Here is a 23,039-nt window from a genome sequence, read left to right on the forward strand (position 1 = left end):
GGACGCACCGGGTAGAGTGCGACACGCCGAATAGAAAAACTGCGACACGCCGTGTGTGCAGGTCGGGAGCAGAAATCACAGCTGTATCTCGCTCCCGTCGTGTGCCTGCCGCGTTTCCGGGCGTCGGTGCAGGATGATCGAGGGAACTCCAGACACGAACCGGTAGGACATGACGCGCGTCGAAGCCAGTACTGATACGGCCGAAAACAGCAAGGCAACCGATACAGGTGAGTCCCAGCCGACCGCTCGCCGCGGGCGGTCGGCACCCGAATCCGCACCGGTCGAGGTCGTCATCGTGACGGGCCTGTCCGGCGCCGGGCGCGGCACCGCCGCCAAGGTGCTCGAGGATCTCGGCTACTACGTGGCCGACAACCTCCCGCCCGAATTGATCGGCCGCATGGTCGATCTCGGCCGCGGCGCCGAACCGCCCATCCGCAAACTGGCGCTCGTCATGGACGTGCGCAACCGCTTCTTCACCGGGAACCTCGCCGCGGTCGGCGAGCAGCTACGGGCCGCGGGTGTGCGCACCCGCATCCTGTTCCTGGAAGCCTCCGACGACGTGCTGATCCGCCGCTTCGGGTTCGCGCGCCGCCGCCATCCGCTGCAGAGCGAGAGCGCCGACGGCACCCTGACCGCCGGCATCGCCGCCGAGCGGCGGCGCCTGGACCCGGTGAAAACCGCCGCCGACGTGGTCATCGACACCACCGCGCTGTCCATCCACCAGCTGCACCGCAAGCTCGAGGAGGTCTACGGCGGCGACGCCGCCACCGTGCTGCAGCTGACCATTCAATCGTTCGGTTTCAAATACGGAGTCCCGCTCGACGCCGACATGGTGTTCGATTTGCGGTTTCTGCCGAATCCGCATTGGATTCCCGAACTCCGCGAAAAGACCGGACAGGACGCCCCGGTCAGCGAGTATGTGTTGTCGCAGCCGGGCGCGCAGGACTATCTGGGTACCGCGCGGCATCTCGTCGACCTGACGACCGAGGGCTACCGCCAAGAGGGGAAGCGATACATGACCGTGGCAGTGGGTTGTACCGGCGGCAAACACCGCAGTGTGGCGATAGCCGAGGCGCTGGGCGAGGCGCTGGCGGGCAACGAATCGGCCCCGGCCGGCAACAACGACTCGGGTGACGTGGTGCGTGTGGTTCATCGGGATCTGGGGCGGGAATGAGTGAGAACGACTCCGTCCGCACCACCAATCCGGCCATCGTTGCCCTCGGCGGTGGGCACGGCCTGTATTCGACGCTGACCGCCATCCGGCGGCTCACCCGCAAGATCACCGCGGTGGTCACGGTCGCCGACGACGGCGGCTCCTCGGGACGGCTGCGGTCCGAGCTCGGCATGCTGCCCCCGGGCGATCTGCGAATGGCCTTGGCGGCCTTGGCCGAAGAGGCCGACGGCATCTGGGCGCGAACTTTGCAACACCGCTTCGGCGGCACCGGCGCGCTGGCCGGGCATTCGGTGGGCAATCTGATTCTGGCGGGTCTCACCGAGGAGCTGGGCGATCCGGTCGCGGCCCTGGACGAGGCCGGAAAGATCCTGCGGATCACCGGCCGCGTGCTACCCATGTCGCCCATCGCGCTCACCATCGAGGCGGATGTGTCTGGGCTGGAAGGCGATCCGCGCGTGAGCCGCTGCATCCGCGGTCAGGTGGCCGTGGCGACCACGCCGGGCAAGGTGCGCCGAGTGCGGCTGATCCCCTCGGATCCGCCCGCCTGCCCCGAGACGACCTCGGCGATCGAGCACGCCGACGTGGTGGTGCTGGGCCCCGGAAGCTGGTTCACGAGCGTCATCCCGCATGTGCTGGTGCCCGAATTGCACGAAGCGCTGCTGTATACGCGGGCACGGAAAGTGCTGGTGCTCAACCTCGCTGCCGAACCGGGCGAAACGGCCGGATTCAGCGCCGAACGGCACCTGCATGTATTGTCCCAGCACGCACCGGATTTCACAGTCGACCATGTTCTGGTGGACTCCGGTTCCGTACCCGAGGGTAGGGAACGCGAACATCTGGCAAGAGCTGCCGAACAGCTGCGTGCGCGAGTAACCTTCGCTGATGTCGCCGAGGCGGGGACGGACCGGCACCACCCCGGAAAGCTTGCCGCCGCACTGGATCAGGTGATCCGGCAACCTCGGCCGGAAATGGCAGGGCTTCGAGTCGAAGGACGGCATATGGGCCAACGTGTGCGGTCCGGGTTGGGTGGAAAGGAGCGCGTCTCGTGGCGATGACAGCGGAAGTGAAGGACGAGCTGAGCCGGCTCTCTGTATCACAGGTGAGCTCGCGCAAAGCGGAATTGTCCGCGCTACTGCGGTTCGCCGGTGGATTGCACATCGTCGGCGGTCGAGTGATCGTCGAAGCCGAGGTGGACATGGGTTCCATTGCACGTCGGCTGCGCCGAGAGATCTTCGAGCTGTACGGATACGGCTCGGACGTGCATGTCCTCGGCGCCGGCGGGCTCCGGAAAACCTCCCGGTACGTGGTGCGGGTTTCCAAGGAGGGCGAGGCGCTGGCGCGCCAGACCGGATTACTCGATGTGCGCGGCCGCCCGGTGCGCGGGCTGCCCGCCCAGGTGGTGGGCGGCAGCATCGGCGATGCCGAAGCCGCCTGGCGTGGAGCGTTTCTCGCGCACGGCTCGCTCACCGAGCCGGGCCGCTCCTCGGCCCTGGAGGTGAGCTGCCCCGGGCCGGAGGCGGCGCTCGCCCTGGTCGGCGCCGCGCGGCGGATGGGCATCTCGGCCAAGGCGCGCGAGGTGCGCGGCACCGATCGCGTCGTGGTGCGCGACGGTGAGGCCATCGGCGCCCTGCTCACCCGCATGGGTGCGCAGGACACCCGGCTCACCTGGGAGGAGCGGCGCATGCGCCGCGAGGTCCGGGCGACCGCCAACCGGCTGGCCAATTTCGACGACGCCAACCTGCGTCGTTCGGCCCGCGCGGCCGTGGCCGCCGCGGCCCGCGTGGAGCGCGCGCTCGAAATACTGAGCGAGGATGTGCCGGACCATCTGGCCGCGGCGGGCAAGCTGCGCGTGCTGCACCGGCAGGCGTCCCTGGAGGAGCTGGGCCAGCTGGCCGATCCGCCCATGACGAAAGACGCTGTGGCGGGCCGGATCCGACGGCTGCTGTCGATGGCGGACCGGCGCGCCAAGGAACTCGGCGTGCCCGACACCGAAAGCGCTGTCACCGCAGAGCTGCTCGAAGAGGCGTGAAACACCCACGCGGCCGGATAAACTGATGAATACCGCACGGTGATTCCGTCCGGAAGCGCCGCAACCCCAAGGGTCGCGGCGCTTCCGGTCGTCTGTGACGAAAGTGAACGTTTCGTAGTTCACCGTGGCGGGGGTGTGTCCGTGATGTTTCTGTTACAGGTCTAGGGTTAGCACCGCAACGGAAACGATCCGCAAAGCTGAGGAGCGAAAACGTGACTGTCCGGGTAGGGATCAACGGCTTCGGCCGCATCGGGCGAAACTTCTTCCGAGCCGTCGAGGCGCAGAAGGCCCTCGGCACCACCGACATCGAGATCGTGGCGGTCAACGATCTCACCGACAACAAGTCGCTGGCGACCCTGCTGAAGTACGACTCGATCCTCGGCCGCCTGCCGCAGGACGTTTCCCTGGACGGCGACGAGACCATCGTTGTCGGCGACCAGCGCATCACCGCGCTGGCCATCAAGGAGGGCCCGGCCGCGCTGCCGTGGGGTGACCTGGGTGTCGACGTGGTCGTCGAGTCCACCGGTATCTTCACCGACGCCACCAAGGCGAAGGGCCACCTGGCCGCCGGCGCCAAGAAGGTCATCATCTCCGCGCCCGCCAAGGGCGAGGACATCACCATCGTGATGGGCGTCAACGACGACAAGTACGACGGTTCGCAGAACATCATCTCGAACGCGTCCTGCACCACCAACTGCCTGGGCCCGATTGCCAAGGTGCTCAACGACTCCTTCGGCATCGAGCGTGGTCTGATGACCACCGTGCACGCCTACACCCAGGACCAGAACCTGCAGGACGGCCCGCACTCGGATCTGCGTCGCGCCCGCGCCGCCGCGCTGAACATCGTGCCCACCGGCACCGGCGCCGCCAAGGCCATCGGCCTGGTGCTGCCCGAACTGCTCGGCAAGCTGAACGGTTACGCGCTGCGCGTGCCGGTCCCGACCGGTTCGCTCACCGACCTGACCGTGGACCTGGCCAAGACCGCCTCGATCGACGAGATCAACGCCGCCATGAAGGCCGCCGCGGACGGCCCGATGAAGGGCATCCTGAAGTACAACGTCGACCCGATCGTCTCCTCCGACATCGTGACCGACCCGCACTCCTCCATCTACGACGCGCCGCTGACCCAGGTCATCGACAACCAGGTCAAGGTCGCCTCGTGGTACGACAACGAGTGGGGCTACTCCAACCGTCTCGCCGACCTCGTCGGCCTCGTCGGCAAGTCCCTCTAAGCGCCGATGACGATCAAGACTCTGCAGGATCTGCTGACCGAGGGTGTCGAGGGCCGGGGCGTGCTGGTGCGCTCCGACCTGAATGTTCCCCTCGACTTCCCTGTTTCGAGCGACCCGCAAGCGATCGCTGGCGGCGGCGTCATCACCGACCCGGGCCGCATCATCGCGTCCGCGCCGACCATCAAGGCGCTGGCCGAGGCCGGCGCCAAGGTCGTCGTGACCGCGCACCTCGGCCGCCCCAAGGGCGAGCCGGATCCGAAGTTCTCCCTCGCGCCGGTCGCGGCGCGGCTGTCGGAGGAGCTGGGCCGCAATGTCCAGCTCGCCGGCGACGTGGTGGGCCAGGACGCGCTCGCCCGCTCCGAGGGCCTCACCGACGGTGATGTGCTGCTGCTGGAGAACATTCGCTTCGACGCGCGCGAGACCAGCAAGGACGACGCCGAGCGCACCAGGCTCGCCCGTGCCCTGGTCGAGCTGGTCGGCGACGACGGCGCGTTCGTGTCCGACGGTTTCGGTGTGGTGCACCGTAAGCAGGCGTCGGTGTACGACGTGGCCGAGCTGCTGCCGCACTACGCGGGCAACCTGGTCGCGGCCGAGACCGAGGTGCTGAAGAAGCTCACCGAGAACCCGGAGCGTCCGTACGCGGTCGTGCTCGGCGGCTCGAAGGTCTCCGACAAGCTGGCGGTCATCGAGGCGCTCGCGCCGAAGGTCGACACGCTGGTCATCGGCGGCGGTATGTGCTTCACCTTCCTTGCGGCGCAGGGACTTCCGGTGGGCACCTCGCTGCTGCAGCAGGAGATGATCGACACCTGCCAGGAGCTGCTGGCCAAGTACGGCGACGTCATCCATCTGCCGGTGGACATCGTGGTGGCCGACAAGTTCGCCGCCGACGCGGACTCGAAGACCGTGCCCGCCCACGAGATTCCCGACGGCTGGATGGGTCTGGACATCGGTCCCGACTCGGTCGCCCGCTTCTCGGCGCTGCTGACCGAGGCCAAGACCGTGTTCTGGAACGGCCCGATGGGTGTGTTCGAGTTCGAGAAGTTCTCGGCCGGCACCCGCGGTGTCGCCGAGGCGATCGCCACGGCGACGTCGAAGGGCGCGTTCACGGTGGTCGGCGGCGGTGACTCGGCCGCGGCCGTGCGCACCCTGGGTCTGCCCGACGACGGTTTCTCGCACATCTCCACCGGTGGCGGCGCGTCGCTGGAATACCTGGAGGGCAAGGAACTTCCCGGCCTCGCTGTCCTGGAGGACTGAACCATGGCACGTAAGCCTTTGATCGCCGGCAACTGGAAGATGAACCTCAATCACCTCGAGGCCATCGCTCTGGTGCAGAAGATCGCATTCGCGTTGCCGGAGAAGTACTTCGACAAGGTCGACGTGACGGTGATCCCGCCGTTCGTGGACCTGCGCAGCGTGCAGACGCTGGTCGAGGGTGACCGTCTCCTGATCACCTACGGTGCCCAGGACGTGTCCACCCACGACGAGGGCGCCTACACCGGCGAGATCAGCGGCTCCATGCTGGCCAAGCTGGGCTGCAGTTTCGTCGTGGTGGGTCACTCGGAGCGGCGTCAGTACCACAACGAGGACGACGCCACCGTGCTGGCCAAGGCCAAGCAGGCGCTCAAGTACGGCATCACCCCGATCGTCTGCATCGGTGAGGGCCTGGGCGTCCGCGAGACCAAGACCCACGTCGAGTACAACCTCGAGCAGCTCCGCGGCTCCCTCAAGGGCCTGACGCCCGAGGAGATCTCGAAGATCGTCATCGCCTACGAGCCGGTCTGGGCCATCGGCACCGGCAAGGTGGCCACCCCGGCCGACGCACAGGAAGTCTGCGGCGCCATCCGCAAGGAACTCGCCGAACTGGCGAATCCCGAAGTGGCGGCCGGTGTCCGGGTCCTCTACGGCGGCTCGGTCAACGCCAAGAACGTCGGCGAACTGGTCGGCCAGACCGACATCGACGGCGCTCTCGTGGGCGGCGCGTCGCTGAAGGGTGACGAGTTCGCCACCCTCTCCGCGATCGCCGCCGGCGGCCCGTTGCCGTAAGGGTTTCCGTTGCACAGGGCCGGGCATCCACTGGATGCCCGGCCCTTCGCCGTCTCCGGGCGTGAGTGGGTGATCGCGGGCGGATGACGCCGCGCCCGGAGCATTCCCCTCGGCCGCAGTGCTCGTACAGAAGAATGATCGGTATGAGCGACTGGAATACGAACATCATCAACGAGTTCCGGGCCAACGAGGGACGGGTCGGCGGGCCGTTCGAGGGGGCGCCGATAATTCTGGTGCACCATCGGGGCCGCAGGACCGGGCGGGAGCTGGTGACGCCCATGATGTACCTGGCCGATGAGCAGGATCCGGCGATCGTGTACGTTTTCGGGTCCAAGGCGGGCGGGCCCACCAATCCGGACTGGTACTACAACCTGACCAAGGCGGGGGAGGCCGAGGTCGAGGTCGGGACCGAGACCTTCCAGGTCGAAGTCACCGAGGTGACCGGCGCGGACCGCGACCGGATCTTTGACGAACAGGCCCGGCGATACCCGGGTTTCGGCGAATACGCCGTGAAGACCGCCGGTATCCGCACCATCCCGGTGCTGGCGCTGCGTCGGGCCTAGGCTCGCGGCCGCAGGGCGCGGGTGCTCGGCCCCGCGTCCTGGCAGGCGTCGGCGCGGGGGTGCGTTCGACGTGTGGGCGGTCGGGGTGTTTGCGGGGGATGGTGGGCGCGGAGATCGATCCCTAGGAGGCGACGGCCAGGGTTCGAGGTGGGGTCGAGGGTTTGGCGGCCTCGTTCGTCGGTGGGGAGGCCGGGAGCGGATGGGCCACCGTGTCCATGAATTCATTTGCGGCGGTAGGGGAGTCGGCGGGGGAGTGACGGCCGCCCAAGTGTAGGGGCGGGTGTTTCGAGGGCGAGTGGATCGCCGAATCTTGCTGGTCAGAACCTTGTCGAATGCTGTCCGCGATGCTGACAGGAAGTCCCTTCTTGACAGTAACTGTCATATCGGCAGATACTCGCTCTAACGAAGGAGGGCGACGGATGTCATTGCGGGAGCGGCAGCGCCGGCAGGTGCGCGGCGAGATTCAGCGGGCGGCGTACGAGTTGTTCGCGGAGAAGGGCTTCGGGGAGGTGACGACCGAGCAGATCGCCGCCGCAGCGGGTGTGTCGGCCAGTACCTACTTCCGGCATGTGCGGAGCAAGGAGGATCTGCTGCTGGATCCGGTCCGCGAGGGCGGGTCGGGAATCGTCGCGCTGCTCGAGGAGCGCGACGGCCACGAGCCCGCGGATGTGGCGCTGGCGCAGTCGCTTCTGGCGCGGTCCACCGCGCTGGCCCCAGCGGAGCTGGAGCAGTGGCGGGCCGCGTTCCGCACCGCGCCGCATCTCCTGGAGCGGGTGGCTCTGATCACTCCGGAGCATCGGGCGCGCCTGGTCGAGCTGGTCGCGCAGCGGATGGGCCGAGACTCGCAGCGGGACAGCACTCCGGGTTTGCTGGTGCATCTCATGCTGGCGGCGGCGGAGTTCGGCTACCTGCAGTGGCTGCGTAATTCGGCGCAGCCGGAGATGTCGCTGGCGGTGTGCGTCGAGGGCGCCCTCGACGCCGTGGCCGGGGAACGCTGGCGGCATCACGGCTGAGAGCCGTTGGCATGCACGCGGATAGCTACAACAGAACACGAAGATAGAGGAAACATGCAGCACGACAGGGCAACTGACGAGACGTTCGATCTGATTGTCGTGGGGTCGGGGGCGGCGGGCATGACCGCGGCGCTGACGGCCGCCCACCACGGACTGTCCACGGTGATCGTCGAGAAGGCGCGGGCATGGGGCGGATCCACCGCGAGATCCGGTGGCGGCGTGTGGATTCCGGGCAACGCGGTGCTGCGCCGTGACGCCCCAGCCGATGACCTCGAGGCCGCGCGAGCCTATCTGAAGCACATCGTCGGCCCCGGGGTGCCGCCCGAGCGGATCGACACCTTCCTCGACCGGGGGCCGGAGGCCTTCGACTTCCTGGCCGCGCACGCGCCGCTGCGCATGCGGTGGGTGCCGGGCTATTCCGACTACTACCCGGAGGCGCCCGGCGGCCGCGGCCACGGCCGCTCGATCGAGCCCGTGCCCTACAACGCCACCGGCCTCGGCGCCGAATTGGCCACGCTGGAGCCCGATTACGTGAAGGCCCCGAAGAATGTCGTGATCACCCAGGCCGAGTTCCGGCAGCTGCATCTGGGCCTGCGCAATCCGCGCAGTCCGCTGGCGGCCGTGCGCGTCGCCGGGCGGTGGCTGGCGGCGGCCGTGCTGCGCCGGCGCGTCCTGGCCCGCGGCCAGGCGCTGAGTGCCATGCTGCGCGCCGGCCTGCTGGAGGCGAATGTGCCGCTGTGGCTGGACACTCCGCTGGTGGACCTGCGCACCGAGGACGGCCGGGTCACCGGCGCGGTGGTGCTGCGGGACGGGCGCGAGCAGGTGCTCACCGCCCGCCGGGGCGTGGTCATCGCGGCCGGCGGCTTCGAGCACAACGAGGCGATGCGCAAGCAGTACCAGCGCGAGCCGATCGGCACCGACTGGACCGTCGGCGCGCAGGCCAATACCGGTGACGGCATCCGGGCGGGCGAGAATGCCGGTGGCGCGGTGGAATTCATGGCCGACGCCTGGTGGGGCCCGTCCATTCCGCTGCCCCGGCTGGCCTGGTTCTGCCTGGCCGAGCGCAATCTACCCGGCAGTATCGTGGTCAACGACCGCGGCGAGCGGTTCATGAACGAATGCCTGCCCTATGTCGAGGCCACCCACCGCATGTACGGCGGCGAGCACGGGCAGGGCGCGGGCCCGGGCGAAAACCTGCCCGCCTGGCTGATTTTCGACCAGCGCTACCGCAACCGCTACCAGTTCGCGGGTGTCCCGCCCCGTCAGGCCCTGCCCGGCCGCTGGTTCAAGTCGGGCGCGCTCACCCGCGCCGACTCGCTCCCCGAACTCGCCGAGAAGATCGGTGTCCCGGTCGAGAAACTCCGGGCCACGGTGACCCGTTTCAATGAATTCGCCGCCGCCGGTACCGATCCCGACTTCGGTCGCGGTGACAGCGCCTACGACAACTACTACGGCGACCCGCGCAACCGCCCCAACCCGAATCTCGGTGCGCTGGAGACGGGTCCGTTCTACGCGGCGAAACTGGTGCCGGGCGACCTCGGCACCAAGGGCGGCCTGAGCGCCGATGTCGACGGCCGGGTGCTGCGGGCGGACGGCTCGGTGGTCGAGGGCCTGTACGCGGCCGGCAATGCGAGCGCTCCGGTCATGGGCCACACCTACGCCGGTCCCGGCGCGACCATCGGCCCCGCTGTCGTCTTCGGCTACCTGGCGGCCCGCCACGCGGCCGGCCGGTAACCCCGGCGCCGACCGGCGCACCGCTGGGGGATCCGTCCGGTGTCCCGCGGCGGTGCGCCACCCGATGTCCGGGTCAGGCCAGGACCGCGCCGCCGTCGAGGGACAGCACGGTGCCGGTGGCGTGGGGCTGGGTGAGGAAGAAGACGAAGGCCTGCGCGATATCGTCCACTTCGGCGATGCGGCGCAACGGCGTCGCGGCCGCGGTGTCGGCGTAGAACTGCTCGCGCAACTCCTCGGGGAAGTTCCACAGCGGCGACCGGACCACGCCGGGCATGACCGCGTTCACCCGGATCGGCGCCAGTTCCACCGCCAGCGCCCGGGTCAGGGTCTCGATCGCGCCACAGACGCTGGACGTGATCGTCGAACCCGGGACGGGGCGCGGCCCGGCGGTACCGCTGGTCAGGGTGATCGACCCGTCGGCCCGCAGCCGCGGCGCGGCCGCCTGTACCGCGGCCACCACGCTGAAGTAGCGCAGGTCGAAGAACTTCCGCGCGGCGTCGAGATCCAGTTCGGCCAGCGGGGAGAGCAGCAGCGGGTCGCCGGCGGTGTAGACGAGGTGGTCGAGCGCGCCGAGTTCATCGAAGATCGCGCGAATCCGGTTGGTGTCGTTGAGGTTCGCGACCACGCCGGTGACGCCGGCCGGGAGTTCGGCCACCGCGCGGTCCACGTTCTCCTGGCGGCTGGAGACGACGGTGACCTTCGCGCCCTGTGCGGCGGTCGCGGCGGCCACGGCGTAGCCGATTCCGGAGGTGCCGCCCAGGATGACGACGTGCTGTCCGTCGAGAGACATCGGATTTCCTTTCGGGGAATGCTGTGCGTGTGTGCCTCTCCACCTTGGGTTTCGCGACCTGCTCCCGTCCAAGACCTATACCGCCGCCTGTAATACCCTGAAGACATCATGAGTGACGTCGATCTGCGCAAGCTGCGCTACTTCGTGGCGGTGGCCGAACACCTGCATTTCGGCCGCGCCGCGGAGCAGCTGTTCATCGCGCAACCGGTCCTGTCACGTCAGATTCGCGCGCTCGAGGAGGAACTGGGCGCGCAGCTGTTCGCCCGCGATCGGCGCGGGACCGCGCTGACGGCGGCGGGGGAGCAGCTGCTGGCCGACGCCAGACCGCTGCTCGCCGCCGCGGAAGCCTTGCAGCGCAGGGTGATTCGGGCCGTCGAGGGGATGCAGCGCTTCACCGTCGGCTTCATGCCCGGCCTCATCGTGACCGCCGCGGTGCGGACGCTCACCGAGCGTCACCCCGGCCTCACCGTCGATCTGGTGCGCACCGGCTGGTTCGATCAGGTCGAGGTGGTCCACGACGGCCGCGTCGACGTCAGCGTGGTGCGGCTGCCGGTGGACCCGCACGGTCTGGTCGTGCGCCCGCTCTACACCGAGCCCCGGGTCGTGGTGCTGCCCGCCGACCACCGCCTCGCGGGCAAGGACGCGGTCGCCGTCGGCGATCTCGCCGACGAGCACCTGCTCCAGGACCCGGACACGGTGCCCGAATGGAGTGCGGTGGCAACCGAATTGCGCACCGACCGCCGCGCCGTCCCGGTCTTCCACAGTGTGGAGGAGAAGCTCGAGCACGTCGCCGCGGGCCGGGGCATCATGTTCCTGCCGCTGTCGGTGATGACCTTCTACACTCGCCCGGACATCGCCTACGTCCCGGTTCCCGACCTCGCGCCGCTGCAGGTGAGCCTGGCGTGGTCGTCGGCGCGCCCGGTTCCGCTGGCCGAGGAGTTCGCCGCCCTTGCCGCCCAGTGAGATTCGATCTACGGCGTCCACGCGGGAGTGATCTCGATTCCGGGCGACGAATGCCGCGCGAGCGGCTACCGTCGATGGTGTGTTCGGCATCATCCGGCCCTGCCGTCATCGGCTGGGCGAGGAACTCGGGCGGGCCTGGCTGGCGCAACTGTGCGGACTCTGTCTGGCACTGCGTGACGACCACGGCCAGAGCGCCCGCATGGCAACCAATTACGACGGGCTGATCGTCTCGGCCCTGGTGGAGGCGCAGTCCACGGCGCCGCCCACCCGCCGCGCGGCCGGGCCCTGCCCGCTGCGCGGCATGAAACGCGCCGACGTCGCCACCGGCGACTGCGTCCGGCTGGCCGCCACGGTCTCGCTGGTGCTGGCCGCCGCCAAGGTGCGCGATCACGTGGCCGACCACGACGGCGTGGCGGGCGCGGCCGGATTCCGGCCCGCCGCCCGGCGCATCGCCCAGCGCTGGGCCCGGCAGGGCGAATCCACCGGCGCCGGACTGGGTTTCGACACCGGTGTGCTGGTGACCGCGGTGGATCGGCAGGGTGAGGTGGAGGCCGCGGCCGCGGTGGGCACCCCGTTGCTGGAGGTGACCGAACCCACCGAGACCGCGACCGCCGCGGCCTTCGGCCACACCGCCGTCCTGGCTGGACGCCCGGGAAACCAGGCAGCACTGTCGGAGGTCGGCCGATTGTTCGGCCGCATAGCGCATCTCGTGGATGCCGTCGAGGACCTGGACGAGGATCTCGCACACGGGAAGTGGAATCCCCTGGCCGCCACGGGAACCGAGGTGGCCGAGGCGCACCGCCTGTGCACCGACGCCTTGCTGGGTATCGAATTGGCGTTGGCCGACGTGGAATTCACCGATGGGCGGCTGATTCACAAACTGCTGAAGCATGAGCTGAACCGGTCGGTGGCAAGAACCTTCGGTGGTCCCGCGCACACCTGCGCGAATCACGGTGCGGCCACCGCGCCGCTGAGCCGCTGGCGTCGCCGGGGTCCGGGGCCGGGCCCATGGGGTCCGCCGCCGCCCGGCTACGGTCCGCCTCCGGGCTACGGCCCGGGTCCCGGCTACTACGGTCCCGCCCCGCGGCGCCGCAGTGGCTTCTGCCTGCCGTGCTGTGAGGGCTGCGTCTGCTGCGGCGAAGGGTGCTGCTGTTGTGAGGAATCCTGTTGCTGCTGTGAGGAAACCTGCTGCGACTGCTGAGTCACCGCGAGGGGCGGGCACTGCGGATTGCCCGGCCCTCCCGGCCCGATGAACCCGCCACCTCCGGGTAGACGGCTCACCGATGCCGGATCGGCTAGCTGGAGGCGGAGGCGGAGCCGGTCGAGAGCAGGCTGCTGCCGCTCGCGCTGCCGCTGATCAGATTCGACAGGCCCGACGAGCCGGTGTTCGTGGTGGTGGTCTGCAGGGTCCAGGTGCCGCAGCCGCTGGTGTAGAAGGCGACGTCGGTGGGCTTGATCTCGACGGTGACGGTGCCGTTGACCGCGCCGCCGGCCTGGATGGTGGCGCTGGTGTCGTTGGTGATGCCCGACAGCCGCGCCCAGGCGCACACGGTGGCGGCCGTCGTGGTCTTATAGACACCGGGCTGGATGTCGACGCCGACCTTGAAGGTGGCATCGGTGCTCATGCTGTTGCCGACGGCATTCGCGGTGCCGGTGGAGGCCAGGATGGCGGCCGCGGTGAGTGCGAGGCCGTTGGCCCAGACTGTCTTTCTCATGGTATGTCCTCCAGGGGTGTGAAACGAGAGCGTTTCGGAGGGTAATGGGCGCCCGGGTCGCCGGGGTGCGTTTTCCGTAACCTGGCGTAAATGGGCATCCGGACTATCCGGACATCGAACATCGGATGCCGGAATTGCCGCGGGCCGCCATGATTGGTTGCGTGGCAGGACAATTCGTTCCCATCCCGGATTGGTTCTCAGCGGACAACCAGGATTGCGGTCTCGCCGTCGCCGATCTGAGCGGCGACGGCACCCTCGACGCGGTGGTCCTCATGGTCGATAATCCGCCAGGTCAGAACACCGGAAACTATCGAGTCGGCCACGCCCTGGGGGCCGACGGCACCGTTCGCGAGTGGGGCCCGTGGCTGCAGGTGCCCGACTGGTGGGGCTGGGAGAACCAGGGCGCGGGCATCGCCATCGCCGACCTGAACGGCAACGGCCGCCCGGACATGGTGGTGTTCCTGGTCGACAACCCCGCCGGCCAGAACCAGGGCTACTTCCGCATCGGCCGCGACCTCGCCCCCGACGGCACCGTGACCGGCGGATGGACTGCGTGGCAACAGATTCCGGACTGGTACGGCTGGGAGAACCAGGGCGCCGACATCTGCCTGACCCACCTCGACGGGCAGCCGGTCCTGGTCGTCATGACCGTCGACGATCCGGTCGGCCAGAACAGCGGCCAGTTCCGGCTCGCCAAAGGTCTCGGTGCGGACGGCTCCGTCGCGGAATGGACACCGTGGCTGGCGATTCCGGACTGGTGGGGGTGGGAGAACCAGGGCGCGGGCATGACCGTCGCCGACCTGGACGGGGACGGGCGGCCCGAACTCATCGTCTTCACCATCGACCACCCGCAGAACGGCAATGCCGGGCTCTACACCATCGGCTGGGGCCTGGACGGAACCGGGCACTGCGTCGACGGCTGGAGCCGCTGGTCGCAGGTGCCGGACTGGGGTTTCCGGGAGAACGAGGGCGCGGCGGTCGCCCTGCTGCCCGGCGCCGGCGGACTGCCGCAGCTGGTGGTGTGCGCCATCGACCATCCGCCGGGCGGCAATGCCGGATACCTGCGCGTGCTCGACCTCGACACCGATCTGGCCACCGCGGCCACCCAGGGCACCTGGCGCATCCTGGATTTCGGCACCGAGATCAATCCGGTGCACGCCGCCCTGCTGCACACCGGCGATGTGCTGTTCTTCGCCGGATCCGGTAACGACCCGGATCGGTTGAACGCCCACGACTTTCGCACGCGGGTCTGGCACTACCCGAATCCGGGACTGGACGCGCCCGCGACGCCCTTCGACATGTTCTGTTCCGGGCAGGCGTTCCTACCGGACGGGCGGCTGCTGGCCGCGGGCGGGACCGAGCAGTACGACCCGTTCCTCGGGCTACGTGACGCGTTGCTGTTCGACCCGCAGTCGCTGAGCTGGAACCGGCAGCCCGATATGGTCTCCGGGCGCTGGTATCCGACCCTGACCGCGCTGAAAAACGGTGCGGTGGTGGCGGTCTCGGGCCTGGGGGAGGACGGGTTCCTGTCGGAGACGCCCGAGTTGTTCGACCCCGCCACGCTGACCTGGTCGAAACTGCCTGTGCCCGGACCCATTCCGACCTACGCACACCTCGTGCTGCTCGCCGACGGCCGGGTGTTCTACACCGGCGGGCAGTTCGGCACCAACAACGGTATGCACCCCTCGATCTGGGACACCGCCACCGGTGTGGTCACCGAGGTGCCGGGGCTCGTCGATCCGGAGTCGCGCAGCCAGTCCACCAGTGTGCTGCTGCCGCCCGCGCAGGCGCAGCGGGTGATGCTGATCGGCGGCGGCAGCGTCGACCCGCACGGTCCCGGCATGGCCTCCGCGGACACCCGGATCGTGGATCTGAGCGCGGCCGCGCCGGCCTATCAGGCCGGTCCTGCCATGGCGTATGCCCGCATGCACGTGTGCGCGGTGATCCTGCCGGACCGCACGGTGCTGGCCGCGGGCGGATCGAGCATGGAGGAGATGGCGGATTCGGTGCCGCCGCACGGCGAGATCTACGATCCGGTCGCCGGAACCTGGTCGCCCACCGGGCCGGAGCGGGTGGCGCGGCTGTACCACTCGGTGGCGCTGCTGACACCGGACGGCAAGGTGGTGACCGCCGGATCGAATCCGCTGCGCAAGACAGAGGAACTGCGCATCGAGATGTTCTGGCCGCCCTACCTGTTCAAGGGCGCCCGGCCCGAATTCCAGATATCCAGCGGCACAGCGGAATACGGCGCGACCCTGACGATCACCACCACGGCCGCCGTGCGCGAGGCCAGCCTGCTGCATCCCACCTCGTGCACCCACTCCTGCGACAACAACCAGCGGCTGATCGACCTGCCGATCGCCCCGGCCGCGCCCGGCGCCCTCACCGTCACGCTGCCCTCGAACCCGGCGCTGGCCCCGCCCGGCTGGTATCTCGTGGTCGTGGTGGACACCGACGGCGTTCCCTCGACCGGGCAGTGGCTGCACCTGAATCCGGACGTGCCCGCACCCGTGTGACCTGAGAAATGCAACATCCCGGGCCGGTACTCCGCACTACCGTGGAAGGCATGACCGCGGAGTACCGGCACCTGCTCGTGAAGCGCGACGGCGACACCATCACCGTCACCATGAACCGACCCGACCGACGCAACGCGCTGTCCGCCGACCACCTGACCGAACTGCTGGCCGCGTTCCGCGCCGCGGGCGACACCGACGCCACCGGCATCGTGCTCGCCGCCGCCGGGCCGGTGTTCAGCGCGGGCCACGATTTCGCCGATGTGGCCGCCCGTGACCTGCTCGGCGTGCGCGACCTGCTCACCCTCTGCCAGCAGGTCATGACCACCTTGGAGACGGTGCCGCAGGTGGTGATCGCCCGCGTGCACGGGCTGGCCACCGCGGCCGGCTGTCAGCTCGTCGCGTCCTGCGACCTGGCCGTCGCCGCCGATTCGGCGGGCTTCGCCCTCCCCGGCGGCAAGGGCGGCTGGTTCTGCCACACCCCGGCCGTCCCGGTCGCCCGTTCCATCGGCCGCAAACGCCTCATGGAGCTGGCCCTCACCGGTGAGGTCATCGACGCCCGCACGGCCGTCGACTGGGGTCTGATCAACTACACCGTCCCCGACGCCGACCTCGACGACGCCGTCGCCGACCTGCTCGCCCGCGCCACCCGCGGCAGCCGCGCGAGCAAGGCGCTCGGCAAACGCACCCTCTACGCCCAGCTCGACCGCCCCGAGGCCGACGCCTACACCCTCGCCCGCGAGGTCATGGCCGCCGCCTCCCAATTGCCCGGCGCCCGCGAGGGAATGGCAGCCTTCCTGGAGAAGCGCCCGCCCGTCTGGCCCGACTGACCGGCGAGTGGGTGGGCGGGAATCCCACCCGGTCTCCACCCTGGGGTGGTGGGTGGAGGCGGTTCGCGGGGCGACCGTAGAGGCATGAACTTGCAGAATGCGGTGGTCGACGGCGCGGTGGCGGTGCTGGTGATCGGGTGGATCATGTACCGGCAGACCCAGTGGCAGGCCCTCGACGCCAATCGGCTGTGGCGGGGACCGATCATTCTCGGGCTGGTGGGGTTTCTGCAGATGAAGTCCGTGGTCACCGGTGGCGGGCTCGGGGTGATGTCGGTGGCGCTGCTGGCCTTGTCGGCGGCGCTCGGTGTCGGGATCGGCGTGCTGATGGGGGTGCTGTCCCAGGTGCGCCGCACCGCCGCGGGATTGGAGGCGCGCACCGGGTGGGCCGGATCGCTGCTGTGGCTGGTGCTGCTGGCGGCGCGCATCGGGGTGGACGTGGTCGCGCACCTGGCCGGCGCGGTGGCCGTCACCTCGGTCGGGGCGATCCTGCTGGTGGTGGCGCTCAATCGGGCGGGCCGGGCGCTGGTGCTGACCCGGCGGGCCGAGCAGGCGCACCCGGTTGCGGCACACTGAGACCGATGTCCGTCATCGACCCACCCTCGAGCCTGTCCAGGCTGCTGCGCCTGGTCGGGCTCGTCGCCGTGGTCTCCTCCTCGGCGAGTGTGGCCCTGTTCCACCGGCCGTGGGTGGCGGCGCTGGTGGTGCTGTCATGGCTGGGTTGGGCGGCGTGGGTGGTGATGCCCGCACGGAAGTGGCGGCAGGAACGAATCTGCTTGTGCGTCATGGCCATCAGCGGGGGATCAACCGTCGCCCAGTCGGTCGGCTCCGGAATCACGGCCCTGGCCACGGTATTCATCGCCCTCGGCGTGCTGAGCGCGCCGCTGTGGTTCGGTCTGGCGATCGCGGTGTCCACCTCGATGCTCATGTGCGTCTCCATCCTGGTGGACGGTGCGCGTCCAGGGGCGTTGGTGGGATTGCTGGTCGGTGTGGTCGTGGTCGGCCTGGCGGGCTGGAGCCGCCGCCAGGCGCGGGTCGGCGCGGAGCGCAATCGGATGCTGGTGGAACAGAATCGGATCATCCGCGAGGAACGGGACCGGGCGGCGGCGCTGGCCGAGCGCGGGCGAATCGCCCGCGACATCCACGATGTGCTCGCCCACACTCTGGGCGGTCTGGTGCTCCAACTCGACGCCGCGGACGCACTGTTGGAGGCGGGGGAGACGGACCGGGCCGCGGAGCGGGTCAAGGCATCTCATCGGCTGGCGGTGTCCGGGCTGGCCGACGCCCGCCGGGTGGTGGGCACGCTGCGGTCGGGCGGCTTCGACGCGTCGGCCGAGCTGCGCCGGGTGATGGAGGAGCACCGCGCCGCCGGCGGGCAGCTGGCCGAACGATTCGATGTCGCGGTGGATCCGGCGAACGAGCAGGCGGCGGTGGCCCTGACCCGTGCGGTACAGGAGGCGCTCACCAATGCGCGCAAACACGCACCCGGGCAACCGGTTACGCTCACGCTGCGCGGGAGCGGCGCATCGCTGGAGGCGGTGGTTTCGAATCCGATTGCCGCGCAACGGATGCCGCTCGGCGGCACCGGATCGGGGGCGGGGCTGCTGGGTATGCGGGAGCGGATCGAGGCGGCGGGCGGGCTGCTGTCCGCCGGGAAGGAGGAGGGTCGGTGGACGGTGCGAATCCTGCTGCCGCGGAAGTGATCACGGTGGTGGTGGCCGACGACCAGACCACCGTGCGCGACGGGCTCACCACGGTGCTGTCGCTGCTGCCCGATATGCGGGTGGTGGGGGAGGCCCGCGACGGCGCGGAAGCGGTCGAGCTGGTACGGCGGGTGAAACCCCGGGTGGCGCTGATGGATCTGCGCATGCCCGGCATCGACGGCGTGGCCGCGACCGCCGCCATCACGGCCCGGTATCCCGAGACGGCGGTTCTGGTGCTCACCACCTACGCCGACGACGCCTCCATCGCGGGCGCGCTGCGGGCGGGTGCGCGTGGATATCTCACCAAGGACGCCGGTCGCGCCGAGATCGCCGCGGCCATCCGATCCGTCGCGAGCGGTCACACCACCCTGGCCGCCGATGTGGGCCGCCGCCTGCTCTCCGCCCTCGACGCGCCACCCGAACCGCCCGCCGACCTCACCGACCGCGAGCGGGACGTCCTGCGGCTGATGGCGCAGGGGCACAACAACTCCGAGATCGCCAAGGAACTGTTCATCGGCGTGAGTACCGTGAAGACCCACATCAATTCGCTGTTCGCCAAGCTCGGGGTCCGCGATCGCGGCCAGGCCATCGCCTACGCCCATCGCACGGGTCTGGCCCGCTGAGCGAGGGGTCCTCGCCTACCGGCCCTCAATCGACTATCTGAGTCTGTAGATATTGCAATCTGAGCATGGATTGCTGGTACGGCACCGCTGCCGCGACACTCGGACCATGAACCTGTTCAGCACACCCAGCTGAGAAGAGCGGTGCCCGCCATCGGATTTCGCCGCCGCTAGGGGGAAACCGCTTGCCCGAAGCGGGCTTCGAATGCGGCGCGGTTGGCCGAGACGGGGGAGCGGTCCCAGACGGCGAACACGACGCGATCGAAGGCGGCGCCGTGGATCTGGAGCGCCCGATCGAAGGCCTCGGCGACCTCGTTCGGGTCATTGCGGAACACGCCGCATCCCCACGCGCCGAGGACCAATTCGCGGACGCGCTCGTGGGCGGCGACGGCGAGCACCCGCTCGGCGCGGGCGATCAGGATCTCGCGAACATCGACCCGTTCGCCCGAACGGTCCGCCAGTGCACCAGCATTCGGGGCGGGTGAGGTCAGGAACGAGGTGGTGAAGGTGTGCGCGGTGAGCGCGCCGCGGTCGTCGCGGATGACCGGGACCTCGCGGGTGAAGATGACGCGATGGCTGTAGCGGAGGTCGTCGGATGCGCGGTGGGCCTCGTAGTAGCGGGGCGTCTCGAGCAGGCAGCGGTAGAGCAGGGCGCTGCGGCACAGGTCTTCCTCCTGGGCGCGGGCACCGCGGAGGTAGCCGCCGCCGGGGTTGCGGGCGGAGGCGAAATTGAGGACGGCGATGGCCTTTCCGCCTTCCCCGTGTAGCCGGCGCGCGGCCTGCATGCTGCCTTCGGCGGTGACCTCGGGGCGTCCGGTGAACGGTCCGAGGTCTCGGTTGTAGAGCTCCTCGTCGGGTTCGAAGCAGTGGGTCCGGGCGCGTGCCTCGGACAGTGCGTCGGTGATGTCGACGAGGGTGCCGTCGGCCGCACGATAGGTGCCGAGGGCGGCGATCCGCTCGTTCTCGTCGGCGATTTGTTGTGGGCGGGTACTCATTTCAGTGACCATACGGGCCGGGACCGGGGATGGCATCCGAATTTTAGTCGCAGACACCAATACTGGGCTGTCGTGGTGCACGCACCGGGTTTGTCCGACCTTCGGCCTACGATGTCGCCATGACCGGCTCCCAGCGTTTGCGGATCGTCCCGTCGCAGTTCGCGGTGGATCATCTGCCGAATTCCACCTTCCCGGAGGATGACGAGTGGATCGCCCTGGTGCGGGCGCCGGAGGGGCTCACCGTGATTCGCGAGGCGCCCGCGTGGGCCGAGGGGGAGACCTGGAAGGGCTTCTACGGTGTCGACGCGGGCAGCCTGAACGCACCCGGCACGCTGGCCGCCTTGATCGGGCCGCTGGGGGAGTCGTCGATCCCGGTGTTCGTCGCCTCCACCTTCCACGCGGATCTGGTGCTGGTTCCGGCACATCGGCTGGAGGAGGCTTCGGCGGCGCTGCGTGACGCGGGGCATCGCATCGCCGACTGATGGCACCGCATCGCCGGCTGACGGCACCGCATCGCCGGCTGATACCGCGCCGCGGTCGGCGGGCGGGGGCTGTCAGGTGTGAGAAATGCCGGTCCGGCGTTGTCCCGCTCTCCGGTTGCGTGGGACGGCCCACGGGTGCACCATATTACTGTCTACGTACGTAGAACGTATGAGCGGGCGCGCCCCCGGCGCCCGGGGCGGCTTGAGTCCATACCGGCGATCACCCTACGATCGGGTGCGCACCAGGACAGTGGGCCGACACGCGACGCGGAATCGGCTGAGCCGTGAGGTGAGGAGACGTCAGACGTGAGTGCGCGAGGCTTCGGAGATCTGGAAGCGGTCGTCATCGAACGCATCTGGGACCGCTCCGGCAAGACGACGGTCCGGGAAGTGTTCGACGAGCTGGCCGGCGAGCGCGACATCGCATACACCACCGTCATGTCCACCATGGACAATCTGCATCGCAAGGGCTGGCTGGAACGCGAACGCGTCGGCAAGGCCTACCGATACTGGGCCACCCTGAGCCGCGAGGAGTACAGCGCCCGCCTCATGCGTGAGGCGCTGGGCAGCGGCGGTCGTTCGGATCTGGTGCTCGCGCACTTCGTGGAGCAGATGAGCGCCGAGGAGTCCGAGGGCCTGCGCGCGGCCCTGCGCAAACTCGCGCGCTCCAAACTGCGCTGACCGAAGGGTCTGCACGCCACCTCGATTCCCGCCGCCGCCACCGGTAGTGGTGTGCTGCCGTATGTCGGCCGCGGGTTCGGCGTGTCGGGTGGCCGATTGCGCAAACCTCATGCGTGTCCTGTCGCTTTGCCTCGGATTCGCCTCGGCCGGGCGTGAGCCCGATCACCGGCTCCCAACTAACTACGTACGTAGATAGTAGATTGTTTCGAGGGTGTGTCAATGACATGCCGGCGAGGAAACCGGTCGGTCAAAACATCGGCCGGGCAGTCGGATTCGAGGCGGGAGGTGTCGGCGGTGGGTCGTGTCGGCGGGTTCGGCCGGTCGCTGTGGGTGCTGCTCGGCTCGGGGCTGGTGCTGCTCGCCGCGATTGCCGGTTGCGCGCTCGGCGATGGGTCCGACCATGCGCGCCCGCTGGAAGCGGTGTCGATCGCCCCGGGCGAACCGGGGGATCCGGGACCGCACGGCGGCGAATCCGTGCACTGCGACCCGCATGTCGAGGACGCGATCCGGACGGCCTCGCCCGGCGCGGAACACCCGCCGGAGGCGGCAGCCGATCCCGTTATCCCGGCGGCCGGACCTGCGGATACCGGAATCGCCGCCGTGTCCCACGGCGTCCGGGGGCCACCCGATTACGCGGTCGGCGGCCGAATGCTGCTGACCCGCCTGTGTATCGACCGACGCTGATCGGCCGGCGACAGGCCCTGGGCGTCCTGCCCCGGGCCGGAGTCCGTTGCCGTGCACGTCATGCCGCCGCCGCGGCGGTCCGATACCGAAAGCGACAGTCATGGACAAAGGTCTGCTCGACGACTTCGACACGATCACCGGCCGTTCCGGGGTTCCCGGCCTGGCCCGGGAACCCCGCGCGCTGGTGGGCAATACGCCGGTGCTGTGGGTGGGGGAGCCGTTCGCGCCCCCGGGGCTCGGCTTCTGGGCCAAGCTCGAGGGGCGCAATCCGGGCGGGATGAAGGACCGGCCCGCGCTGCACATGGTGCGGCGCGCCCGGGAACGGGGAGTACTGGCGCCCGGCGGCCGGATCATCGAATCCTCCAGCGGCACACTGGGGTTGGGGCTGGCCCTGGCGGGGCTGGTGTACCGGCATCCGGTGACGGTGGTGACCGATCCGGGGCTCGAACCCATGGTCGCGCAGCTGCTCGCGGCCTACGGGGCCCACGTGGAGCTGGTGTCCTAGCCGCATCCGGTCGGCGGCTGGCAGCAGGCGCGCCGCGATCGGGTCGCCGAACTGCTGGCGGCCGAGCCCGGCGCGTGGTGCCCGGACCAGTACAGCAATCCCGACAATGTCGACGGCTACGAGTCGCTGGCCCGGGAGTTGATCGAACAGCTCGGCGGTGTCGACGTCCTGGTCTGCGCCGTCGGGACCGGCGGCCATTCCGCCGGTGTCGCCCGTGCCCTGCGCCGCACCAACCCGGACCTGTCCCTGATCGGTGTGGACACCGTGGCCTCCACCATCTTCGGCCAGCAGGCGGGCCCGCGCCTCATGCGCGGCCTCGGCTCCAGCATCCACCCGCGCAATGTCGACTATGCCGCCTTCACCGAAATCCACTGGGTCGCACCGGCCGAAGCCGTTTGGGCCTGCCGCACCCTGGCCGCCGCCTACCTCGCCAGCGGTGGCTGGAGCGTCGGTGCGGTCGCGCTGGTGGCCGGGTGGGCGGCCCGCACCCACGCGCCGGGTACCCGGATCGCCGCCGTCTTCCCCGACGGTCCGCATCGCTACTTCGACACCATCTACAACGATTCCTATTGCGCCGCACACGGACTGCTCGGCGCTGCGCAACCCACCGCGCCGGACACGATCGCTCATCCCCGGGACCGGCAGGTGGAGAAGTGGACCCGCTGCTCCACGGTTGTCGACCCCCGGGTGTCGGAGACGGGGGCCCGCGACGGCGCTCCGGCGCTGATCGCGAACACGGTCGGCCCGATTCCCGGTTGCGGTCCGGGCGGTGG

General features: G+C 69.5%; 22 protein-coding genes and 1 pseudogene. 20 read left to right on the forward strand and 3 right to left on the reverse strand.

Going from position 1 to position 23,039, the window contains the following annotated elements; translation table 11 throughout:
* Positions 1-169: 169 nt before the first annotated feature.
* From rapZ to kstD, 9 genes are all read left to right on the forward strand, one after another.
* Complete coding sequence (gene rapZ / locus ACFXIV_RS03335) at positions 170-1,174, forward strand: RNase adapter RapZ (RefSeq protein ID WP_379400435.1); 1,005 nt, start codon at positions 170-172, stop codon at positions 1,172-1,174.
* Positions 1,171-2,229, forward strand: a complete 1,059-nt coding sequence (gene yvcK, locus ACFXIV_RS03340) for a uridine diphosphate-N-acetylglucosamine-binding protein YvcK (protein WP_379400434.1) — start codon at positions 1,171-1,173, stop codon at positions 2,227-2,229. Before rapZ ends, yvcK begins: the two co-directional genes overlap by 4 nt.
* Positions 2,220-3,203, forward strand: a complete 984-nt coding sequence (gene whiA, locus ACFXIV_RS03345; protein ID WP_040858457.1) for a DNA-binding protein WhiA — start codon at positions 2,220-2,222, stop codon at positions 3,201-3,203. Before yvcK ends, whiA begins: the two co-directional genes overlap by 10 nt.
* Before the next feature lie 212 nt (positions 3,204-3,415).
* Positions 3,416-4,435: a type I glyceraldehyde-3-phosphate dehydrogenase gene (gene gap / locus ACFXIV_RS03350; protein ID WP_354837476.1), complete on the forward strand. Its 1,020-nt coding sequence runs from the start codon at positions 3,416-3,418 to the stop codon at positions 4,433-4,435.
* A gap of 6 nt (positions 4,436-4,441) precedes the next feature.
* Positions 4,442-5,689 (forward strand): phosphoglycerate kinase, encoded by a 1,248-nt coding sequence (locus tag ACFXIV_RS03355; RefSeq protein ID WP_379400433.1) that lies wholly within the window; start codon positions 4,442-4,444, stop codon positions 5,687-5,689.
* A 3-nt stretch (positions 5,690-5,692) separates the two neighbouring features.
* Complete coding sequence (tpiA, locus tag ACFXIV_RS03360; RefSeq protein ID WP_354837480.1) at positions 5,693-6,478, forward strand: triose-phosphate isomerase; 786 nt, start codon at positions 5,693-5,695, stop codon at positions 6,476-6,478.
* A gap of 134 nt (positions 6,479-6,612) precedes the next feature.
* Entirely contained in the window at positions 6,613-7,041 is a 429-nt protein-coding gene (locus ACFXIV_RS03365) for a nitroreductase/quinone reductase family protein (RefSeq protein ID WP_379400432.1), read from the forward strand.
* A gap of 419 nt (positions 7,042-7,460) precedes the next feature.
* On the forward strand, positions 7,461-8,054 hold the full coding sequence (locus ACFXIV_RS03370) for a TetR/AcrR family transcriptional regulator (RefSeq protein ID WP_379421205.1): 594 nt from the start codon (positions 7,461-7,463) through the stop codon (positions 8,052-8,054).
* 54 nt (positions 8,055-8,108) lie between these two features.
* Positions 8,109-9,788, forward strand: a complete 1,680-nt coding sequence (gene kstD, locus ACFXIV_RS03375; RefSeq protein WP_379400430.1) for a 3-oxosteroid 1-dehydrogenase — start codon at positions 8,109-8,111, stop codon at positions 9,786-9,788.
* A gap of 73 nt (positions 9,789-9,861) precedes the next feature.
* Here kstD and ACFXIV_RS03380 read toward each other — a convergent pair whose 3' ends face one another.
* Positions 9,862-10,578 carry an SDR family oxidoreductase gene (locus ACFXIV_RS03380; protein ID WP_379400429.1) on the reverse strand — a complete coding sequence of 239 codons (717 nt, stop codon included), beginning with the start codon at positions 10,576-10,578 and terminating at the stop codon, positions 9,862-9,864.
* 108 nt (positions 10,579-10,686) lie between these two features.
* Between ACFXIV_RS03380 and ACFXIV_RS03385 the strand changes: the two genes are divergently transcribed.
* Positions 10,687-11,541, forward strand: coding sequence for a LysR family transcriptional regulator (locus tag ACFXIV_RS03385; RefSeq protein WP_379400428.1), 855 nt, complete (start codon positions 10,687-10,689; stop codon positions 11,539-11,541).
* A gap of 79 nt (positions 11,542-11,620) precedes the next feature.
* A complete protein-coding gene (locus tag ACFXIV_RS03390; RefSeq protein WP_379400427.1) occupies positions 11,621-12,742 on the forward strand; it encodes a DUF5685 family protein in 1,122 nt (373 codons plus the stop codon).
* A gap of 94 nt (positions 12,743-12,836) precedes the next feature.
* On the opposite strand, the gene ACFXIV_RS03395 is transcribed toward ACFXIV_RS03390, so the two are convergent.
* Positions 12,837-13,256 carry a hypothetical protein gene (locus tag ACFXIV_RS03395; protein WP_379400426.1) on the reverse strand — a complete coding sequence of 140 codons (420 nt, stop codon included), beginning with the start codon at positions 13,254-13,256 and terminating at the stop codon, positions 12,837-12,839.
* A gap of 161 nt (positions 13,257-13,417) precedes the next feature.
* On the opposite strand from ACFXIV_RS03395, the gene ACFXIV_RS03400 reads away from it, so the two are divergent.
* From ACFXIV_RS03400 to ACFXIV_RS03420, 5 genes are all read left to right on the forward strand, one after another.
* Complete coding sequence (locus ACFXIV_RS03400; RefSeq protein ID WP_379400425.1) at positions 13,418-15,772, forward strand: galactose oxidase-like domain-containing protein; 2,355 nt, start codon at positions 13,418-13,420, stop codon at positions 15,770-15,772.
* A 50-nt stretch (positions 15,773-15,822) separates the two neighbouring features.
* Complete coding sequence (locus tag ACFXIV_RS03405) at positions 15,823-16,599, forward strand: enoyl-CoA hydratase-related protein (protein ID WP_379400424.1); 777 nt, start codon at positions 15,823-15,825, stop codon at positions 16,597-16,599.
* Positions 16,600-16,683: 84 nt separating this feature from the next.
* Entirely contained in the window at positions 16,684-17,172 is a 489-nt protein-coding gene (locus ACFXIV_RS03410; RefSeq protein WP_379400423.1) for a hypothetical protein, read from the forward strand.
* A 5-nt stretch (positions 17,173-17,177) separates the two neighbouring features.
* Positions 17,178-18,299, forward strand: coding sequence for a sensor histidine kinase (locus ACFXIV_RS03415; protein WP_379400422.1), 1,122 nt, complete (start codon positions 17,178-17,180; stop codon positions 18,297-18,299).
* On the forward strand, positions 18,266-18,922 hold the full coding sequence (locus ACFXIV_RS03420; protein WP_379400421.1) for a response regulator: 657 nt from the start codon (positions 18,266-18,268) through the stop codon (positions 18,920-18,922). Before ACFXIV_RS03415 ends, ACFXIV_RS03420 begins: the two co-directional genes overlap by 34 nt.
* A 167-nt stretch (positions 18,923-19,089) precedes the next feature.
* Here the strand turns inward: ACFXIV_RS03420 and ACFXIV_RS03425 are convergent, their stop codons facing one another.
* Positions 19,090-19,914, reverse strand: coding sequence for a TIGR02452 family protein (locus ACFXIV_RS03425; protein WP_379400420.1), 825 nt, complete (start codon positions 19,912-19,914; stop codon positions 19,090-19,092).
* 119 nt (positions 19,915-20,033) lie between these two features.
* Here ACFXIV_RS03425 and ACFXIV_RS03430 point away from each other — a divergent pair, with 119 nt between their 5' ends.
* The 4 genes and pseudogenes from ACFXIV_RS03430 to ACFXIV_RS03445 all read left to right on the forward strand — a co-directional run.
* Positions 20,034-20,396, forward strand: a complete 363-nt coding sequence (locus ACFXIV_RS03430) for an ACT domain-containing protein (RefSeq protein ID WP_379400419.1) — start codon at positions 20,034-20,036, stop codon at positions 20,394-20,396.
* Between the two features lie 306 nt (positions 20,397-20,702).
* A complete protein-coding gene (locus ACFXIV_RS03435; protein ID WP_364612631.1) occupies positions 20,703-21,077 on the forward strand; it encodes a BlaI/MecI/CopY family transcriptional regulator in 375 nt (124 codons plus the stop codon).
* A gap of 294 nt (positions 21,078-21,371) precedes the next feature.
* Positions 21,372-21,761 (forward strand): hypothetical protein, encoded by a 390-nt coding sequence (locus ACFXIV_RS03440; protein WP_379400418.1) that lies wholly within the window; start codon positions 21,372-21,374, stop codon positions 21,759-21,761.
* A gap of 100 nt (positions 21,762-21,861) precedes the next feature.
* Positions 21,862-22,950, forward strand: a pseudogene (locus ACFXIV_RS03445) (PLP-dependent cysteine synthase family protein); the annotation flags it as partial.
* Between the last annotated feature and the right edge of the window lie 89 nt (positions 22,951-23,039).

This window comes from Nocardia sp. NPDC059236 (genome assembly GCF_042754085.1).
Lineage (GTDB): Bacteria > Actinomycetota > Actinomycetes > Mycobacteriales > Mycobacteriaceae > Nocardia.

What these genes read in the sequence shown, in the direction of transcription:
- rapZ (WP_379400435.1), top strand. Translation starts at nt 170, where the DNA reads ATGACGCGCGTCGAAGCCAGTACTGATACGGCCGAAAACAGCAAGGCA.
- yvcK (WP_379400434.1), top strand. Translation starts at nt 1,171, where the DNA reads ATGAGTGAGAACGACTCCGTCCGCACCACCAATCCGGCCATCGTTGCC.
- ACFXIV_RS03355 (WP_379400433.1), top strand. Translation starts at nt 4,442, where the DNA reads ATGACGATCAAGACTCTGCAGGATCTGCTGACCGAGGGTGTCGAGGGC.
- tpiA (WP_354837480.1), top strand. Translation starts at nt 5,693, where the DNA reads ATGGCACGTAAGCCTTTGATCGCCGGCAACTGGAAGATGAACCTCAAT.
- ACFXIV_RS03365 (WP_379400432.1), top strand. Translation starts at nt 6,613, where the DNA reads ATGATCGGTATGAGCGACTGGAATACGAACATCATCAACGAGTTCCGG.
- ACFXIV_RS03370 (WP_379421205.1), top strand. Translation starts at nt 7,461, where the DNA reads ATGTCATTGCGGGAGCGGCAGCGCCGGCAGGTGCGCGGCGAGATTCAG.
- kstD (WP_379400430.1), top strand. Translation starts at nt 8,109, where the DNA reads ATGCAGCACGACAGGGCAACTGACGAGACGTTCGATCTGATTGTCGTG.
- ACFXIV_RS03380 (WP_379400429.1), bottom strand. Translation starts at nt 10,578, where the DNA reads ATGTCTCTCGACGGACAGCACGTCGTCATCCTGGGCGGCACCTCCGGA.
- ACFXIV_RS03385 (WP_379400428.1), top strand. Translation starts at nt 10,687, where the DNA reads ATGAGTGACGTCGATCTGCGCAAGCTGCGCTACTTCGTGGCGGTGGCC.
- ACFXIV_RS03395 (WP_379400426.1), bottom strand. Translation starts at nt 13,256, where the DNA reads ATGAGAAAGACAGTCTGGGCCAACGGCCTCGCACTCACCGCGGCCGCC.
- ACFXIV_RS03405 (WP_379400424.1), top strand. Translation starts at nt 15,823, where the DNA reads ATGACCGCGGAGTACCGGCACCTGCTCGTGAAGCGCGACGGCGACACC.
- ACFXIV_RS03410 (WP_379400423.1), top strand. Translation starts at nt 16,684, where the DNA reads ATGAACTTGCAGAATGCGGTGGTCGACGGCGCGGTGGCGGTGCTGGTG.
- ACFXIV_RS03415 (WP_379400422.1), top strand. Translation starts at nt 17,178, where the DNA reads ATGTCCGTCATCGACCCACCCTCGAGCCTGTCCAGGCTGCTGCGCCTG.
- ACFXIV_RS03425 (WP_379400420.1), bottom strand. Translation starts at nt 19,914, where the DNA reads ATGAGTACCCGCCCACAACAAATCGCCGACGAGAACGAGCGGATCGCC.
- ACFXIV_RS03430 (WP_379400419.1), top strand. Translation starts at nt 20,034, where the DNA reads ATGACCGGCTCCCAGCGTTTGCGGATCGTCCCGTCGCAGTTCGCGGTG.